Source organism: Nostoc sp. LPT (genome assembly GCF_017115165.1).
GTDB lineage: Bacteria > Cyanobacteriota > Cyanobacteriia > Cyanobacteriales > Nostocaceae > Nostoc.
Map to the genome: position 1 here is coordinate 67409 of NZ_JABXKF010000048.1, position 17780 is coordinate 85188.

At 39.3% G+C, this 17780-nt stretch carries 17 protein-coding genes; 10 read left to right on the forward strand and 7 right to left on the reverse strand.

The features are described from left to right. Window positions 1-59 precede the first annotated feature (59 nt). The 8 genes from HWQ58_RS10935 (at window position 60) to hypB (ending at window position 9102) form a co-directional block, all read left to right on the forward strand. Entirely contained in the window at window positions 60-908 is an 849-nt protein-coding gene (locus HWQ58_RS10935; RefSeq protein WP_292861594.1) for a NifU family protein, read from the forward strand. A 589-nt stretch (window positions 909-1497) separates the two neighbouring features. Next, on the forward strand, window positions 1498-2712 hold the full coding sequence (locus tag HWQ58_RS10940; protein ID WP_292861597.1) for a hypothetical protein: 1215 nt from the start codon (window positions 1498-1500) through the stop codon (window positions 2710-2712). Window positions 2713-2769: 57 nt separating this feature from the next. Then, window positions 2770-5118 (forward strand): carbamoyltransferase HypF, encoded by a 2349-nt coding sequence (gene hypF, locus HWQ58_RS10945; protein ID WP_292861600.1) that lies wholly within the window; start codon window positions 2770-2772, stop codon window positions 5116-5118. A 65-nt stretch (window positions 5119-5183) separates the two neighbouring features. After that, window positions 5184-5444, forward strand: a complete 261-nt coding sequence (locus HWQ58_RS10950; protein WP_292861603.1) for a HypC/HybG/HupF family hydrogenase formation chaperone — start codon at window positions 5184-5186, stop codon at window positions 5442-5444. 130 nt (window positions 5445-5574) lie between these two features. Then, the gene (gene hypD / locus HWQ58_RS10955; protein WP_292861606.1) at window positions 5575-6759 is read left to right on the forward strand and encodes a hydrogenase formation protein HypD; all 1185 of its coding nucleotides are present in this window, start codon (window positions 5575-5577) and stop codon (window positions 6757-6759) included. 62 nt (window positions 6760-6821) lie between these two features. Next, window positions 6822-7925, forward strand: coding sequence for a hydrogenase expression/formation protein HypE (gene hypE / locus HWQ58_RS10960; RefSeq protein ID WP_292861609.1), 1104 nt, complete (start codon window positions 6822-6824; stop codon window positions 7923-7925). Window positions 7926-7945: 20 nt separating this feature from the next. Beyond that, window positions 7946-8287 (forward strand): hydrogenase maturation nickel metallochaperone HypA, encoded by a 342-nt coding sequence (locus tag HWQ58_RS10965; RefSeq protein ID WP_292861611.1) that lies wholly within the window; start codon window positions 7946-7948, stop codon window positions 8285-8287. Further along, complete coding sequence (gene hypB, locus HWQ58_RS10970; RefSeq protein ID WP_292861614.1) at window positions 8278-9102, forward strand: hydrogenase nickel incorporation protein HypB; 825 nt, start codon at window positions 8278-8280, stop codon at window positions 9100-9102. Before HWQ58_RS10965 ends, hypB begins: the two co-directional genes overlap by 10 nt. 226 nt (window positions 9103-9328) lie before the next feature. On the opposite strand, the gene HWQ58_RS10975 is transcribed toward hypB, so the two are convergent. The 7 genes from HWQ58_RS10975 to HWQ58_RS11005 form a co-directional block, all read right to left on the reverse strand. After that, the gene (locus tag HWQ58_RS10975) at window positions 9329-10795 is read right to left on the reverse strand and encodes a Fic family protein (RefSeq protein WP_292861617.1); all 1467 of its coding nucleotides are present in this window, start codon (window positions 10793-10795) and stop codon (window positions 9329-9331) included. Between the two features lie 150 nt (window positions 10796-10945). After that, window positions 10946-11320 carry a hypothetical protein gene (locus tag HWQ58_RS10980; protein ID WP_292861620.1) on the reverse strand — a complete coding sequence of 125 codons (375 nt, stop codon included), beginning with the start codon at window positions 11318-11320 and terminating at the stop codon, window positions 10946-10948. Next, entirely contained in the window at window positions 11310-12317 is a 1008-nt protein-coding gene (locus HWQ58_RS10985; protein WP_292861623.1) for an LLM class flavin-dependent oxidoreductase, read from the reverse strand. The genes HWQ58_RS10980 and HWQ58_RS10985 overlap by 11 nt, the downstream gene beginning before the upstream one ends. Window positions 12318-12462: 145 nt before the next feature. Beyond that, window positions 12463-12825, reverse strand: a complete 363-nt coding sequence (locus tag HWQ58_RS10990) for a hypothetical protein (protein WP_292861626.1) — start codon at window positions 12823-12825, stop codon at window positions 12463-12465. Window positions 12826-13181: 356 nt separating this feature from the next. Beyond that, a complete protein-coding gene (locus tag HWQ58_RS10995) occupies window positions 13182-13493 on the reverse strand; it encodes a hypothetical protein (protein ID WP_292861629.1) in 312 nt (103 codons plus the stop codon). 2 nt (window positions 13494-13495) lie between these two features. Then, window positions 13496-13777, reverse strand: a complete 282-nt coding sequence (locus tag HWQ58_RS11000; protein ID WP_292861632.1) for a hypothetical protein — start codon at window positions 13775-13777, stop codon at window positions 13496-13498. A gap of 39 nt (window positions 13778-13816) precedes the next feature. After that, window positions 13817-14239, reverse strand: coding sequence for a hypothetical protein (locus HWQ58_RS11005; RefSeq protein WP_292861635.1), 423 nt, complete (start codon window positions 14237-14239; stop codon window positions 13817-13819). Between the two features lie 1018 nt (window positions 14240-15257). On the opposite strand from HWQ58_RS11005, the gene cysK reads away from it, so the two are divergent. Then, window positions 15258-16217: a cysteine synthase A gene (gene cysK / locus HWQ58_RS11010; protein WP_292861638.1), complete on the forward strand. Its 960-nt coding sequence runs from the start codon at window positions 15258-15260 to the stop codon at window positions 16215-16217. Window positions 16218-16989: 772 nt separating this feature from the next. Continuing rightward, window positions 16990-17685 (forward strand): NYN domain-containing protein, encoded by a 696-nt coding sequence (locus HWQ58_RS11015; protein ID WP_292861641.1) that lies wholly within the window; start codon window positions 16990-16992, stop codon window positions 17683-17685. Window positions 17686-17780: the final 95 nt, after the last annotated feature.

Consider the following 17780-nt stretch of genomic DNA (forward strand, 5'->3'; position numbering starts at 1 on the left):
TGAACAACCAATGCCCAATGCCCAATGCCCAATGCCCCATGCCCAATGACTAATGACAAATGACAAATCTTGAAGAATTAGTTCGGGAAATTAACCGCTTTGAGGCAATTATATCCGAGTGGGATGAAAGCCAACGGTGTGTAGCAGTTGGTCTAAAAAGAGCAATTGAAGCTTTGCACAAAGCAGCATTGACTAATTTAATTAAAAGCCTCAAGCAAGAATCAATGTCAGCTTTGCGTCATGCTGTTAATGATGAAGTAGTATATGCAGTGCTGCTTTATCATGAACTAGTAAAACCACCAAAACCACCATTAGCACAGCGAATTCAAACAGCCCTTGAAGAAGTTCGTCCAGGTTTAAAAAGCCATAATGGGGATGTAGAACTAGTGGCAATTAAGCCTCCAGATACGGTAGAAGTCAGATTAATAGGAACTTGCAGCAATTGTCTAGCTTCTACTTTGACTTTATCTCAGGGAGTAGAACAGGCAATCAAAAACCATTGTCCCGAAATTACCAGAGTGGTTGCAGTCAATAACAACCATACTGTTAACACCGCTAATTCTGGTTTAATCAGTCCATTTTCTGCCCAAATAACTAGTACTTGGATCAAAGTAGCAACTATTGATGAAGTTCCTGAATTTAGTGTATTGGCAGTACAAATTGCTGGTAGTTCACTAATTTTAAATCGTCAAGGTATTACGGTAAAATGTTATCGTAATGCTTGCACTCATCTAGGATCTCCTTTAGAAAAGGGTAAAATTGAAAATGGTATTCTTACCTGTCCTTCTCACGGATTTCAGTACAAGTTAGAGACAGGTGAATGCTTAACAGCACCTGATGTTTCACTTCAATCGTATCCAGTAAAAATTAAAGATGATAAGGTTTTTGTAAAACTGCAACAATTATGATGCGAAAGTAACAGATCAGCAAATATACTTGGTAATTAGGAAATCACAGCTATTTTGCTTTTTCATATCAGTAGTTTGCACATTCACTTTCGCCTTGTATGTAAGCAAAATATCTAAATGCTTTGTCAATATCCTAGAATCTTTTCTGATTTGTGTAATTTAGTTGTTCATTTTAGGGTTTTGAGAAAGCAAAATGAAATTTGACTTACTCAAAATAAGCTTTGACTTACTCATTTTGGTGTTTTCCGCAAGCAAAACTAACTTTGACTTACTCAAAACTAACTTTGACTTACTCATTTTGGTGTTTTCCGCAAGCAAAACAAGCTTTGACTTACTCATTTTGGTGTTTTCCGCAAGCAAAACTAACTTTGACTTACTCGAAATAAGCTTTGACTTTCTTTTTTCAGTACATCGCGTACTCGTGCAAAATATTCCTGTGTAGTAAAAGCTACTGAAGGAGAGATATAAATTTTCAAGACTGATTAATAGGGAAGTCTCTTAAAGTTTTTCACTTAATTTAAAAAAATATAATGAAAAATCGTTACTGTTGTTACACGCCGATTAATATTAATGTTTTTAAATAATTATTATGGATATCCCAATCATAATTAATCCCAGATCACAATCACCCCTAGAAGCAACAGAAATTTCTCAACATTTACCTCTATCACCTCAAGGTGCAGAGGTAATTTTAGGTAATATTATTGAACCACAACAATTAGTGATACCTGTAGCACCTAGTCCCATAACAATGTTTGGGCCTCGTGGTGCTTGTTTGTTATCAAAAACCGGCCCTTTATGGGTATCAGATACAGGACATCATCGATTATTAGGATGGAAAAAATTACCCACAAGAGATAGTCAACCTGCTGATTGGGTAATTGGACAACCTGACTTTTATCATGAAGGACAAAATGCTAAAAGTACACCGGGAAGCACAACCTTAAGTGTACCAACTGGAATTTGTGCTTGTGGTGAAGGGTTAGCTGTTGCAGATGCTTGGAATCATCGAGTTTTAATTTGGAAAAATTTACCAGAAGATAACAATGTTCCAGCAGATTTGGTGTTAGGACAAGCTAATTTTATTGATAATAAACCAAATCGAGGAAGTCAACAAGCATCTGCTAATACAATGCATTGGCCTTATGGTGTTTTCTATCATCAAGGACGGCTATTTATTACTGATACAGGAAATCGTAGGGTATTAATTTGGCATCACTTACCAACAGAAAATGGTCAACCTGCTGATTTAGTTTTGGGACAACCAGATATGATATCTCGCAATGAAAACGGCGGTGCTTCTCCAACCGCAGCGAGTATGCGTTGGTGTCACGATATTACCTTTTGGGGAGAAGATTTGGTTATCAGCGATGCAGGTAATCACCGGGTGATGATTTGGCAGGGAATACCAACAGAAAATAATGCCCCTTGTGCAGTAATTTTAGGACAAAAAAGCTTTGATTTTGTGGAAATGAATCAAGGAGTTTATTATCCTAGTGCTAGTAGTTTGAGTATGCCCTATGGTGTCGGGGTGGCTGGAGATTGGTTAGTGGTTGCAGATACTGCTAATTCCCGGTTGTTAGGATGGAGAAAGCCAGAATCAATTTTATCACTGCAAGGTGTAGTAGCAGATGGGTTAGGAGGACAAATAAATTTTCAAAGTAAAGGTGAAAATCGTAATTTCGGACTACCTAAACGAGATAGCTTAAATTGGTGTTACGGGATAAAAATTTGTGGTAATACGGCGGTAATAGCTGATTCTGGAAATAACCGAATATTGCTGTGGCAGTTTAATAATTCGTAATACCCGCAAAGCGGGAACCAAGCTACGTAATTCGTAATTTTGGAAAGTCAGATTTATATGGCGACTGAAGAAATTAGAGTTGGCGGTACTGTTCAAGGAGTAGGATTTCGCCCTACTGTATATCGTATTGCTAAAGCCTGTGGTTTGACTGGAGATGTTTGTAATGATGGTCAAGGTGTATTAATTAGGATATCTGGTAGTGAGGAAGCAATCACAGAATTTGTTGCCAGATTGCAAACAGAACGTCCACCGTTGGCAAGAATTAATCAACTAACTAGAACTCCTTATCAAGGTGAATTGAAATTTGATAATTTCGTGATTTCTAGTAGTGTCAGTAATGCCATTACAACAGAAATTACTCCTGATGCAGCCACTTGTCCACAGTGTCAACAAGAAATATTCGACCCCTTTAGCCGCTTTTATCGCTACCCCTTTACTAACTGTACTCATTGCGGCCCCCGCCTGAGTATTATTCGTGCCATTCCTTATGACAGATGCAATACCAGTATGTCTGCGTTTGCGATGTGTTCAGAATGTGGAAAGGAATACCACGATGTCGAAAACCGCCGTTTTCACGCCCAACCTATAGCTTGTCATGTTTGTGGCCCCGCAGCTTGGTTAGAACGCGCCGATGGGAAATCGGTTACTGCTTCCATGTTTTCGATGTTGGATGATGTCGATGCTGTTTGTACCTTGTTGCAAAAAGGTGAGATTGTGGCAATTAAGGGGTTAGGTGGTATTCATCTAGCTTGCGATGCAACACAGGAAACCGTTGTACAAAAACTACGTCAGCGAAAAAGGCGCTATCATAAACCCTTTGCTTTAATGGCACGGGATATTGAGATAATTGAACAATATTGTATTGTCAACGCCAAAGAAAAAGAATTATTAACAAGTTCTGCTGCACCAATTGTTTTATTACAAGCTTCACGTGAAAAACAATTAGCATCGTCAGTAGCATCAGGGCAAAAAACTCTTGGTTTCATGCTACCTTATACGCCCTTGCATCATTTAATTCTGCGGCGGATGAATCGCCCAATTGTTTTAACAAGTGGCAATTTTGCTGATGAACCACAATGTATTGATAATGACGAAGTAAGGGAAAAATTAGGGACAATCGCTGATTATTTTCTCTTGCATAATCGAGAGATTATTAATCGGGTAGATGATTCAGTTGTGCGTGTTATGGGTGATAAAGCTCAAACAATTCGCCGTGCCAGAGGATATGCACCAGCATCAATTAGTTTACCACTGGGATTTCACAAAGTACCGCAAATTTTAGCAATGGGCAGTGAGTTAAAAAATACCTTTTGCCTATTGCGTGAAGGAGAAGCAATTCTCTCTCAACATCTAGGAGATTTAGAAAATGCTGCCGTTTTCAACGCATACCAAAAAACTTTAAATTTATACTTAAATTTATTTGAGCATCAACCAGAAGTAATCGCCATTGATAAACATCCTGAATATCTCTCAAGCAAACTTGGTAAAGAACTTGCAGACACAAATCAAATCAAAATTTATCCCATTCAACATCATCACGCCCATATTGCCGCTTGTATGGCAGAAAATGGGATTCCTCTAAATTCATCTCCAATATTAGGTATTGCTTTAGATGGTTTAGGTTACGGCGACGATGGTACACTCTGGGGTGGAGAATTTCTTTTAGCAGATTACCGAAATTTTAAACGACTAGCAACATTTAAATCAGTAGCAATGGTTGGTGGTGAACAAGCAATTTATCAGCCTTGGCGTAATACTTATGCGCAATTATTAGCTGCTAACCTTTGGGATGATTGCGAACAAAAGTATACTGATTTAGAAATATTTAAGTTTTTGAAAAACAAGCCACTTAAGCTACTCAATCAACTTATAGATAAAGGAATTAACTGTCCTCCAGCTTCCTCAGTGGGGCGATTGTTCGATGCAGTGGCGGCGGCTATCGGTATTTATAGAGACGAATGTAGCTATGAAGGACAGGCTGCGATCGCAATGGAAGCTATAGTAGATGTTAGCAGCTTAAATAATAATAAAGAAACGCTAATATATCCTTTTAGTTTTAGCTTTTTAGATAGTATTTATTGTATAGACCCACGCCCAATGTGGCAAGCCTTGCTTGATGACTTACAGCAGCAAATTCCACAAGCAGTTATGGCTGCCAAATTTCACCAAGGTTTAGCTAATGCGATTGTGCAAATGGTTAAGCATCTTAGTCAAGAAAATCTGATTTATCAGGTAGCCCTAACAGGAGGAGTATTTCAAAATTGTATATTGTTAGAGCAAGTTACCAAAAAATTACAAACATTGGGAATAAAAGTACTCACTCACAGCTTAGTTCCAGCTAATGACGGCGGGTTATCTTTAGGACAAGCAGTGATTTCAGCCGCACAATTAATACATGAGTCTTGATAATTGACAAACTTTGCTTCACAAAGAATTTCCTCTACAGTTAGTTCATCTTTACAAATCAAAAAATGTGCTTAGGAATTCCCGGACAAATTATAGAAATTACCAACGTTAACCATAAATTAGCCATAGTTAACATTGGTGGTGTTAAGCGCGAAGTAAATATTGCTTGTATCGTAGATGAACAACATCCCCCCGAAGCTTGTATTGGGGATTGGGTGCTAGTGCATGTTGGCTTTGCGATGAATCGAATTAACGAACAAGAAGCGGCAGAAACATTACAACTATTCCAAGAATTAACAGCAGCAGAAGCAGGGATTAGTACGTGAATAAGGCAGGAGGGTGAAATCTAGATAAGGCAACTCTTGGAGACGCTGTGCCAACGCGATTTGTTAAAAGAACTCTCTACCACAAAAGCGAAATTAACAGATACATAAAACTCACTACTCCTTACTTTCTATGAAATATGTTGACGAATTCCGCGAACCGGAAAAAGCTGAAGCGTTATACTGCGAAATCGCCAAATTATGCCATCGACTAGAAAAACCTATCAAAATAATGGAAGTATGTGGCGGACATACCCATTCCATATTTAAATATGGCATCGAAGAAATTTTACCCCAAACCATTGAGCTAATTCATGGGCCTGGTTGTCCAGTATGTGTGATGCCAAAAGGGAGATTAGATGATGCGATCGCAATCTCTCAAAATCATAACGTCATTTTTGCCACCTTTGGCGACGCAATGCGAGTTCCCGGTTCCAAAACCACTTTACTGCAAGCTAGGGCACAAGGTGCAGACATCCGTATGGTGTACTCTCCCTTAGATAGCCTACAAATTGCCAGAGATAACCCCGACAAACAAGTAGTCTTCTTCGCATTAGGCTTTGAAACCACAGCCCCCAGCACCGCCTTCACTATTCTGCAAGCAGCAGCCGAAGAAATTCATAACTTTAGTATGTTTTGCAATCACGTTCTCGTGATTCCCGCCCTCAAAGCACTGCTAGATAATCCCGACTTGCAACTAGATGGATTTGTTGGCCCCGGTCATGTCAGTATGGTAATTGGCACAGACCCATATCAATTTATTTCTCAACAATATAATAAGCCAATTGTCGTTTCAGGATTTGAACCCTTAGATATTCTCCAATCGATTTGGATGCTATTGCAACAGCTAGTAGAAAATCGTTGTGAAGTTGAAAACCAATATAACCGAATTGTAGAAAAAAGTGGGAATACAGTAGCCCTACAAGCCATAAACAAAGTTTTTGCCGTGCGAGATAATTTCGATTGGCGCGGCTTAGGTGACATTCCCTATTCAGGATTACAAATTAAACCTGAATATGCCCAATTTGATGCCGAACTGAAATTTACCATTCCTAATCTGAAAGTAGCCGACCATAAAGCTTGTAAATGTGGAGAAATTCTCAAAGGAGTCTTAAAGCCTTGGGAGTGCAAAGTATTCGGTACAGCTTGCACACCAGAAACACCTATCGGTACTTGCATGGTATCTTCCGAAGGTGCTTGTGCAGCCTATTACAAATACGGGCGCCTCTCTACAATTGCCAAAAGAACAATCGCCCAAAAACCAAAACTAGCTATAACTCAAGAACCCCTCCCCGCCTGCGGCTTCTCCTCAGACTAATAATACTCCGCGTACCTCTGCGCTTCCCTCTGCGCCCCTTTGCGTTTAAAAAAAATTTTAATATGAATATTTCCCCCACAAACCCAATCCAAAATCCCCTATTCCAAAAAATAGAACAAGCCCGCCGTCGCCAAAGTAAAGTGCAAGACACTCATATAACTCTCGCACATGGCAGTGGTGGTAAAGCCATGCGTGATTTAATAGATGATATCTTTGTCAGCAATTTTGATAACCCAATTCTCTCACAACTAGAAGACCAAGCCAGCTTCAACTTAGCCCCTCTCCTCCAACAAGGAGACAGACTCGCATTTACAACAGATTCCTATGTTGTAGACCCGTTATTTTTTACCGGTAGTGATATAGGAGAATTAGCAGTTAACGGCACAGTTAATGATTTAGCGGTTAGCGGTGCTAAACCTTTATATTTAACTTGTAGCGTCATTTTAGAAGAAGGATTACCAGTAGAAATATTACGGCGTGTCGCAGCCAGTATGAAAACAGCTGCGAAAAAAGCTGATGTTCAAATTGTTACTGGTGACACGAAAGTTGTACATCGCGGTGCTGTCGATAAACTCTTTATTAATACTGCTGGTATTGGTATCATCCCGCAAAAAGTTAGTATTTCCGTCCGCAATATTCAACCTGGAGATACCATAATAATTAATGGTGAAATAGGCAATCATGGAGCAGCAATTTTAATTGCCCGTGGCGAATTAGCCTTAGAAACTAATATTGAAAGTGACTGTCAACCATTATATAGTTTAGTAGAAACTATTCTCCATGTATGTCCTCAAATTCATGCTATGCGAGATGCCACACGCGGTGGTTTAGCTACAGTACTAAATGAATTTGCCCTCAGTTCCGATGTAGGAATTCGTCTCTTTGAAGAATCTATCCCAGTGCGTGAAGAAGTCAACGGAGTTTGTGAAATTCTCGGTTTAGATCCATTATATTTAGCTAATGAAGGTAAGTTAGTTATAGTAGTGGCAGCTAAATACGCAGAAACTGTTTTATCTGCGATGAAATCCCACTCAGCAGGCAAAGATGCTTGTATTATTGGCGAAGTTATTACCTCACCACCAGGTATAGTCTTGTTAAAAACAGTTTTTGGTGCTGAAAGGATTGTTGATATGTTAGTAGGCGACCAATTGCCACGAATTTGTTAGTATTTAATAAATTTCATAGTATGCATGAACTTGGAATTACCCAAAATATTGTGGCAATTGTGAATGAACACGCCAAGGGTGCGAAAGTGCAGCGAGTTCTATTAGAAATTGGTAAACTTTCAGCCATTATGCCCGACGCTATCCGATTTTGTTTTGATATTTGCACTCAAGGCACAGTTTTAGCAGAGGCGACATTAGAAATTTTGGAAATTCCAGGTTTAGGGCGATGTCGCCAATGCGGTGCAGAAATTTATTTAGATAAACCATTTGGTATCTGTAACTGCGGTAGCGTGCAATTAGATTTGATTACTGGTGAAGAACTGAAAATTAAAGAAATAGAAATAGAGGAATTATGTGTGTAACCTGCGGTTGTTCTGATGATGGTGAAACTAAAATTACCAATCTGGAAACAGGTGAAGCTGAACATAACCATCATCATCATACTCACACTTTAGCAGATGGTACTGTCATCACTCATTCCCACAGTCACGACACTCATATAGAAGCGTCTCAAATTCATGCCAAAATACACAATACAACAATATCCTTAGAACAAGATATTTTGGCAAAAAATAATTTGATAGCAGCCCAAAATCGGGGATGGTTTAAAGGTCGAAATATTCTCGCCTTAAATTTAATGAGTTCTCCCGGTGCAGGGAAAACAACTCTTTTGACACGAACCATCAATGATTTAAAGCATCAATTATTTATTAGTGTCATTGAAGGCGACCAAGAAACTGCTAACGATGCCAAAAAAATTCAAGAAACAGGTTCTAAAGTCATCCAAATTAACACTGGAACAGGCTGTCATTTAGACGCATCAATGATAGACAGGGGTTTACAACAACTGAATCCGCCACTAAACTCAGTTGTAATGATTGAAAATGTGGGGAATTTAGTTTGTCCAGCCTTATTTGATTTAGGAGAAAATACAAAAGTCGTGATTCTCTCCGTCACAGAGGGAGAAGATAAGCCGATAAAATATCCCCACATGTTTCGTGCTAGTGACATCATGATTCTTACAAAAATTGATTTGCTGCCTTATATAGATTTTGATGTTCAAAAGTGTATAGAATATGCTAAACAAGTAAATCCTAAAATTCAGATTTTTCAGGTTTCTGCAACTACTGGTGCTGGGTTAGAGAGTTGGTATGCATGGCTAACTGTATCGTTATAGCAAAAACTCTGCGTCCCTCTGCACTTTCCTGTGCTACCTGGAGCGTTTAAATTAAAACTTATAATTCGTCTTTGCGAGTGTAACGAAGTGAAGCAAGCGCAATGTTTTGGAGATTGCTTCACTTCGTTTAAACAGAAGTGGCACAGCTAGCCGTTGGAACTGAAAAAATTTCCTGAAGTCAACGCATTGTTTACAAAATGCTGGTTCTCGCTGTTGTTATTGAGCATTAAAGACTTCTATTCCAATATTCTAATCCTGTAATAATAGCTTCTTCTAGCCACTCATTGAAGCGCTTCACCAAGTTATCTTCTTCATCTGCATAAGAAAATTGGAATGGTGATTCTGTTAAGGGTTGAATATCACTAATATTTCGATCGCCTTCTTCTGTATCATCTCTGTGATAGGCACATACAGAACATACAAGTAAGCCTAAATATTCGCGCCCCAGAACATGAAATGAAAGCAAAATTACTGTAGGTGTTTCTACTTTAATAATCAATTGCACCCAACTGTGATAGCTTTGAAGATTAGCAAAGTAACCTTGCTGTTTTGCTGTCTCCACAATTTGATAACGATGATAATATGAACGCTCGTCCCCTGCTGAAGCTGATAGTGGAAAAACTTGAGCATCTGCTACTAAATTTTGTACAGATAGCTTGATTTCTTCAGAAAGATTTTGCAGACGATTGGATGCTATCTCAAACAAACTTTCGGCAAATCTCTCAGCTTTTTGACATCGTTCTTGAATGGATGCTAACTGACGCTGTTTAAGTTTATCAGTAATAGATGCCAGGATAGTACGAGTCTGCCTTGTTTCTGACAGGATTTGTTCTGACAAGCCAAGACTGCGGATAAATGACTGTTTCTGACTTTTAGCAAACAAACGAATCAAGCCAGAAAATTCACCTTGATCCGCTTGTTCTAAAGATGTAATATAAGCTGAACGATCATCACGGGTAAGTACAAGAGGAAACCATCTAGCCTGAATAAAAACTAGGCTAGCAAGACAGCGAGCAACTCGCCCATTCCCATCTTGGAACGGATGAATTTGAGTAAATCGATGGTGTAGCCATGCAGCTTCAACTTCTGGTGCAACTTGGTTTTCTTGATGTTGATGATGCCATTGAATGAGATTATCCATCTCAGATGCTACCTGTTCTGGTGGACAGTACTCATAAATGGAACCATCTGCTCTCAATGGATTATTAGGCTGCTTCTTCCAATCACCTCTGATTAAAGGAACACTAATAATTTGTCCTGTGGATGGAACTAAAGCTTCTGTATTAGTCTGATTTCTGGTAAGCAACTGATGCAGTTCCTTGACATAAAACGGCGTCAGAGAACGTTGACCACCCACAAAATCAAATAATCCCTCAATAGCCATTTCTTGATCCTGAATCAAGGCTACAACTTGCTTAATAGGTCGGTCTGTAACTCCATGTGGGATTAGTGCCTCATTTATACCCTGCTCAATCAGTAATTGGGTAATACCTTGGGGAATTGTGTACAGCCGCTCTATAATTCCGGTTTCAATTGCTATCTCCCGGCGCATCTTTTCCATAAAAATTTTGAATGCACCAGAGTTACGAAGGCGGTCAGCTTGTTCATTCCAGACAGTAACTAATGGTGGTAGCTCTGAACTAGCCAATTTTTGCCAATCTTGCGGTAAATTATCTATAGGTTGCCAGCGCATACACCTGAGTTATTTGAAATAACAAGAAAACACAGACAATATTGTAACTCTTATAAAATTGCAACACCCTGCACTTTAGGAGTACAGGGTGGAAGACAGCGATAAGAGTGAATAAACTATATTTTGCGTGATTCCCAGTTTTTATTTACCTCAAAGCCAATCTCGATAAGCAGATATTTCATTTACGCTGATTTCAAACGGCGTCCCTTTGCCAAATGGCGGATAAACGCGAATTTTGCCATTGCTAGCAAACCGCTCTAACCTATTACCCAACTGGGGAATATTGCTGACGATATGCCAGTAAGATACTAAGTCAGGGCAATCAATAATTAGTGTGAGGATGCTAGTATTTGTTGTGAGATACCACTGACAATTAGACAACAGTACTCGCGTAATGCGATCACAAGCTTGATAAAAGCATCTGCCAGTAGACTGTTCTAGCTCCATTTGCAGCATTCCATCCTGTTTTGTTACCTCAGCGGGAGGTAAATCATCGGGAGGAAGCAGGTATAGTTTAGAAGACATAATTTCGCACCTCTTGGTTGTAGCGTGTCAAACTCTCAAGATTTTTTTGCATATTTGAAGACGAGGGTTTGAGTGCTAGCGTACCTAAATCTAATTCGTCCTGAAATTTCTTGATTTTGTCTCGACAAGTCTCCACATCACCGATAATTGAGTTCTCAATCAAATAGTCTTCATCGAAACAAATATTTGTGCGATCAAATGCTTTTTGGTTGGGATTCGCATTATTCTGCAATAGTTGAGCCGAATTAGCTTTCATTTTCTGGCTAAATTTGTGAATGAAAGGTAACGCTTCACTCACCGCCTCGTCAAATGTTTTGCCAACAAAAAAGAAGCGTGCCAGCACAAAGTTTTCCGCACCACTAGAATTTAAGGCTCGATATTTGCTAACAGTATCCTTTAATCTTTCTAGGGAAAATGGCGGCCCACCCATCAAGCTGAAGGAATGTTTAGCAGCCAACTCGATACCGTCATCACCACCAGTCGCAACATAGACTGGGATTTGACTTTGCAATGGTTTCGGGTAAATTGTCAAGCGATCGCATTGATAATATTGCCCATTAAATGATACATCAGTTTCATATAAGAGCTTTTGAATCAATGCGATCGCCTCTAGCATCTTGGGACGGGATTCACTTGGGAGTGTCGCAAAATGCTTGTTTTGTTGAGGAAAGGGGCCGCCTTTGGCAACTCCAAATAATAATCGTCCATTGCACAGGTTATCCAAAGTGGCAATATCTTCCGCTACCCTAATGGGGTTATGGAATGGCAGCAACACCGCCGCAGTGCCTAATTGGATAGTTGAAGTCAATCCTGCCAAGTGTGCCATTAACACCAACATGGACGGGCTAAGATTAGATTCACTAAAATGGTGTTCACTCACCCACGCTTCCTCAAAACCTAAGCTTTCTGCCTGTTTTACCAGTGCAACTTGCTCAAAGATGGCACGATGAGCATCTTGGTGAAAATTATCGTAATTGCAGAAAATTCCAGTTTTCATTAGTGTTGATACTTTGTATTCACCGTAGCTGCTGATCATTCTAGTGGTCGACAGGTTTGTAGTAAGCACTAAAGTGCTTAAATATTTGAGGAATCAAGTCCTCTTAACAAAAGCATTTACCCCTCTCAATTAATGCGATGAATCACTAAGTCGCAACCCACTGCAACTCCAACCATAGGCGTGGGTTGTTCTCTTTGACCTTCGACATTGGATCGCGCAATAATCGCTTGGCATTCATGCAAACAACCTGGATTAGACCCATATTGTCTGCTACTTCTCTGAGTATTTCTTTTTGAGCTTGCACGCAGGAAATCATTTCGTCAGAGCAATAAATTCCTATATATTGCAAACGTCTGGCAGGTCGTCCCCAAAAACAGGTGATGACTTTCACATAACACCCATCCAGCAATTCTCCAACTTGCGGGTAGTAATGGTTGACGACTCTTGTGAATTCTTTGGCTAAGATATCTTCAGCAATCATTAGAACTGATATTTCTGTAGCGTCCATCACGCTATTTAATATAACATAATTTTATCAGTTAAATATGACAAAATAGTGTAACAAGCTGGAATAAAATATTAAATATTACATAAAAAAAGAGGTGTACCTCATTCGAGATCGCCTCAGATTTGCGTAAAGCATCTTTATATTAAAAATTCGTAATTCCTAATTCGTAATTCGTAATAATATTTGCAGAATCGCCAACGTAATTATATTATATATAGATTAGGATTTAAACCCTAACCATAATAAATGCTACAACTTTTAGAAGTCACTGACTCTAAGTCTTGATTTAATTACGAATTACGAATTACGAATTACGAATTATTGTTGAATTCTAACTTTTGAATTTTCAATTATTATTACCGAGCATTGCGTTCGCAAACTAAGACCTCTGCGATGATATCCGGCACATTTACAAAGTCTGTAAATCCTTCAGAACCAAGGATTGGTGAAATAAATGTATAGTTTGGATCGCACACTCCATTGTCATATACTTGAATAAACCACCTATCGGGAAATCCTTCTATACCTAGTTCCACAGTGTACCAACTCTCCCCAATCAGACGAGAGTTAAAGATTGTAAACCAGTCTCTGTTCTCTTCTGAAATATTCCAGTCTGCCATGAGCAGTTCTAAAGCTATTTGTCCCGCATCCGTTGAAGTCAACAACATTTTTACTCCTTATTTGCAACTTCAGGATTTACAACTTCAGTATTGGGAACTTCCGGGTATAAACCTAATTCTTTAGCTAGCTCACGCGCCACAAAAAATAAAAATTGGGCACCATCTTGATTGCCTTCATGGGCAAACATAGTTGCTACTTGTAACATTGTTTGTACTAAACCGGAATCAATCAATTCGGGCTTAGATTCTAAAATTTCTGGTTCTTGACCATTAGGGCATTTAAGTAACTCATCAATCAGATTAAAATACAGCTGTTCACGTTGTTCTGTCATGGTAATTTTGTTGATTTGAGTGAGTAAATTGTGAATAAGTTACTGTTCGATACTTTGGTGCCACAGTCTTTCCAACATTTCAACTTGTTCTTTTAAGACAGCAGCACGATGAACAAGATATCTGTCGTAAAAAAGAATTCCTAACCCAACACAAATGGGGGTTAACAGGAAGAACCATTGTAGGATAGTGGCAAATTTATATTGTTCAGCAACAGTCAGCATTTGATGAACCACATTACGATCGGAAGATTGAATGCTAGTCTGAGGGGAATGTGTACCCTCTGTCTGGGGAGCCAAGGCGGGAGCATCTGTAGTTGTGTTGTTAACTTCACAAGCTAAATTCTGAGATTTTACTAACTCCAGATGTCGCTCCCAAACGATGCCAAATACTACTAGTTCTGGTGAAAGCACTGCTAAGGTAACGACGCAAACTGTGAGAAAATTTAAAAGTTTGGCTTTCATCTTGGCTCTCCCTCGCTAGGTAGTATGCACCTAGTAAGAAAATATCTTTTGCTGTTTATCTAAAGTAGTTGTATATTTCTACTTATCAAACAGTTTTGATATTAAAATATGTGTAATTGGTAATTTTCATAATCGTTAGTTTTCAGTTATTTTTCTCATTACCACTGATCCCTGACTAATAAAAAGTTACCAACCTTTTCACAAAACGTAGGATTATTCAGTCAGAAGTAACGCACTTAGATTCGGTAATCTGGTTTTATCCTACTCTCAAAAGAGAGATTAAGAAGTCCCCCCTAGTTCACTAAGCTTGCGCTCAGGAATGTTGGGGGGTAGAGGGGAATCTCTGCGTAAATCCTATACGATTTATATCAGCCGCTCTCCACAAAACAGTTTACCCCAGCCCTGTTAAGATTATTAAATTCATTAAAATAGTACTCAAAGCCTATAAGCCTCACCTAATAAGTATTTTAAAAATTCATTGGGGTATGGGTGCTAGTGTTTTTCGGACGGGGTTCTAGTATTTCCGAGGTGGGGTTCTGGTGTTTTTGCACTCAACTTTAAAGCAATGTAGGCAATGGTTAAAGACTATTTTCGATGTAATTTTGGACTGAGAAAATCTGTACTCAAAAGAAAATATTAATGTCTCTTGATAAAGATAGAATAATAAATCAGGAAAAGCAATTAAATATTTTGAAAATCAATTATATTTTCCTAACAAATAGAAAATAAATAAAAAAATATTTATATATACAAAATTAAAAAAGTTAAATCTCAGCCCAAGAGACAATAGTCAGCAATTCCAAATGGTAAAATAGAAGAATGATAAGCTAGCCTCTTCTCAAGTGAGAATCAATGGGAATATCTAATAAAAGTTCTTCCTAAGCTTTCATATTGTGTGGTTTAGTTAGAATACATACTATATGCACTCATTGGCATGAAACGGCAAAATAAAGACATCAAAGCTTATTGTTATAAGTAAATACTCTGTACTAAGATTTAGGATTTTAGGAGTTAAATAATGCGGATTGCTCAAGACGTAACACAACTGATTGGACGAACTCCTTTAGTTCAACTGAACAAGATTCCTCAAGCTGAGGGAGTAGTAGCAAGGATAGTTGTTAAATTAGAAGGGATGAACCCAGCGGCTTCGGTAAAAGACCGCATTGGGTTAAGTATGGTACTATCGGCGGAAGCTGCTGGCTCAATTTTCCCAGGAAAAACCATTTTAGTTGAACCTACTTCCGGTAATACAGGAATTGCTCTAGCAATGGTAGCAGCAGCGCGTGGCTACCGTTTGATTTTGACGATGCCAGAGACTATGAGCCAAGAACGACGGGCTATGCTTAGAGCTTATGGTGCAGCTTTGGAGTTGACACCAGGAACTGAGGGTATGCGGGGAGCAATTCGCAAAGCCGAAGAAATTGTGGCTAATACTCCTAATGCTTTTATGCTGCAACAGTTCCGCAACCCTGCTAATCCCAAAGTTCACCAAGAAACCACCGCCGAAGAAATTTGGGCAGATACAGATGGGGAAGTAGATATTGTTATTGCTGGGGTAGGTACTGGTGGAACGATTACTGGGATTGCAGAAGTACTTAAACAGCGCAAGCCGACTTTTAAGGCGATCGCAGTTGAACCCAGCAATAGCCCAGTCCTCTCTGGTGGTGAAGCCGGGCCACATAAAATTCAAGGTATTGGGGCCGGATTTATCCCAGATGTTCTCCGCCTAGAATTGGTTAATGAAGTAATTAGAGTCAGCGATGAACAAGCGATCACTTATGGGCGACGTTTGGCAAAAGAAGAAGGCTTATTGTCTGGCATATCCTCTGGTGCAGCTTTGTGTGCTGCAATTCAAGTAGGTAAACGTCCAGAAAATGCCGGACGTTTAATTGTGATGATTCAGCCTTCCTTTGGCGAACGTTACCTCAGCACACCCATGTTTCAAGATTTATCTTTAGAAACTGCTGCGGTGCGTTAAAAAGACAGGGGGACAAGAGAGTAATAAACCTCCCTGTCCTTCTCATTTGGCTCTTACATAAATTAATACAACTTACCTTTTGAGGTGCGATCGCATCTCATATTACATTACTAGTACAGCACGGCGTAAATAAACCACCCCTTCGGGTGACGCTCGCAGGCTCGCTAACGCTGCGCTAACGGCAGTTCCTCATGGGGGGAACCCCCAAGACCGGACTGCCTCACCATTCCAAATCAACCAAACGGTTATACTGCATTCGTTTTGAATTTTAAATTTTGAATTTTGAATTCCGGCTTGCGGTACTAGTGCTTCTAACTCCTTGACATTCCCACGGCTGCGTAAATATTGCTACGCTCATTCACCCTCAAAGCCGTAGTATTATTGTGCATAACTTGCCTATATTGGGTTGCCCCGATTACAGTTTTTATAGTTCATGCTTGTCCGAACTATAGATATAGCGCTTCTGGGTTGAGTGCAATACAGACCTAATAAGAACAGCCCCTAACCTTATAAAAAGATTTATTTTCTCCAAACTCTTGCTGTCTCGGTGGGTAAAGATTAACATATCTGTGGGCAGAAGCAATATCTTCTTAAATCAACCCTAACAACAGTGAAAACCTTGGGCTGTCTATTTTAAAACTTGTTTAGTACCAGTTAAGCTTATCTGCATATAGTGACTTAAGACCATTACCTGCTAGGTTATAAATCAGTACAGACTATACTATAGACAATTTCCTCAAAACTCTTTCCAGCTTTAAAATCAGAGGTATCAATGATTATAACTAATTTTAGCAAACAAAGAAATGAATTTAAGGAATCTAAAGTACTCAAAACTAAACCACATTGGCAAGGGCAAAATTTGAGCGATACTGCTGTCAAAGGTAAAGATACCAAGATGCGAGATCCTGCACCTGATAGTTCGATTTTGAATAACTTAAATCGTGGTCGAGTTGCTATTTTTATTGATGGCTTAAGCCTGTTCCATACAGCCTTACAACTCGGCATAGAAATTGACTACGTTAAATTGCTTTGTCATTTAACCAGCGGTTCAAGACTGTTGCGTGCTTTCTTTTATACTGGGGTTGATATCAGTAATGAAAAGCAACAGGGTTTTCTCTTGTGGATGCGTCGTAATGGCTATCGCGTAGTGGCAAAAGAGCTTATTGTACCAACAGAGAATTTCAAAAAATCAAATCTGAACGTAGAAATTGCTGTAGACATGATAACTTTAGCTCCTTACTATGATACGGCGGTTTTAGTCAGTGGCGATGGAGATTTAGCTTATGCTGTGAACGCTGTCAGCAGAATGGGGGTTCGAGTGGAAGTAGTCAGTCTGCAAACAACGACTAGTGAAAGTTTGATTGATGTTGCTGACTGCTTCATTGACCTCGATAGTATTAAAACACACATTCAAAAAGATTCTAATCTTGGTTATAGCTATCGCACGCCGTCAAATTCAAACCTCTAATTAAAAAGAGGAGGAGAGTAGGAGACACAGGGACGCATAAAAGATATCTCGGTGTCTCCCTGTCTCCACTCTGCCCATTTTGCTCGACCCTATAT

What these genes read in the sequence shown, in the direction of transcription:
- HWQ58_RS10935 (WP_292861594.1), top strand. Translation starts at nt 60, where the DNA reads ATGACAAATCTTGAAGAATTAGTTCGGGAAATTAACCGCTTTGAGGCA.
- HWQ58_RS10940 (WP_292861597.1), top strand. Translation starts at nt 1,498, where the DNA reads ATGGATATCCCAATCATAATTAATCCCAGATCACAATCACCCCTAGAA.
- hypF (WP_292861600.1), top strand. Translation starts at nt 2,770, where the DNA reads ATGGCGACTGAAGAAATTAGAGTTGGCGGTACTGTTCAAGGAGTAGGA.
- HWQ58_RS10950 (WP_292861603.1), top strand. Translation starts at nt 5,184, where the DNA reads ATGTGCTTAGGAATTCCCGGACAAATTATAGAAATTACCAACGTTAAC.
- hypD (WP_292861606.1), top strand. Translation starts at nt 5,575, where the DNA reads ATGAAATATGTTGACGAATTCCGCGAACCGGAAAAAGCTGAAGCGTTA.
- hypE (WP_292861609.1), top strand. Translation starts at nt 6,822, where the DNA reads ATGAATATTTCCCCCACAAACCCAATCCAAAATCCCCTATTCCAAAAA.
- HWQ58_RS10965 (WP_292861611.1), top strand. Translation starts at nt 7,946, where the DNA reads ATGCATGAACTTGGAATTACCCAAAATATTGTGGCAATTGTGAATGAA.
- hypB (WP_292861614.1), top strand. Translation starts at nt 8,278, where the DNA reads ATGTGTGTAACCTGCGGTTGTTCTGATGATGGTGAAACTAAAATTACC.
- HWQ58_RS10975 (WP_292861617.1), bottom strand. Translation starts at nt 10,795, where the DNA reads ATGCGCTGGCAACCTATAGATAATTTACCGCAAGATTGGCAAAAATTG.
- HWQ58_RS10980 (WP_292861620.1), bottom strand. Translation starts at nt 11,320, where the DNA reads ATGTCTTCTAAACTATACCTGCTTCCTCCCGATGATTTACCTCCCGCT.
- HWQ58_RS10985 (WP_292861623.1), bottom strand. Translation starts at nt 12,317, where the DNA reads ATGAAAACTGGAATTTTCTGCAATTACGATAATTTTCACCAAGATGCT.
- HWQ58_RS10990 (WP_292861626.1), bottom strand. Translation starts at nt 12,825, where the DNA reads ATGGACGCTACAGAAATATCAGTTCTAATGATTGCTGAAGATATCTTA.
- HWQ58_RS10995 (WP_292861629.1), bottom strand. Translation starts at nt 13,493, where the DNA reads ATGTTGTTGACTTCAACGGATGCGGGACAAATAGCTTTAGAACTGCTC.
- HWQ58_RS11000 (WP_292861632.1), bottom strand. Translation starts at nt 13,777, where the DNA reads ATGACAGAACAACGTGAACAGCTGTATTTTAATCTGATTGATGAGTTA.
- HWQ58_RS11005 (WP_292861635.1), bottom strand. Translation starts at nt 14,239, where the DNA reads ATGAAAGCCAAACTTTTAAATTTTCTCACAGTTTGCGTCGTTACCTTA.
- cysK (WP_292861638.1), top strand. Translation starts at nt 15,258, where the DNA reads ATGCGGATTGCTCAAGACGTAACACAACTGATTGGACGAACTCCTTTA.
- HWQ58_RS11015 (WP_292861641.1), top strand. Translation starts at nt 16,990, where the DNA reads ATGATTATAACTAATTTTAGCAAACAAAGAAATGAATTTAAGGAATCT.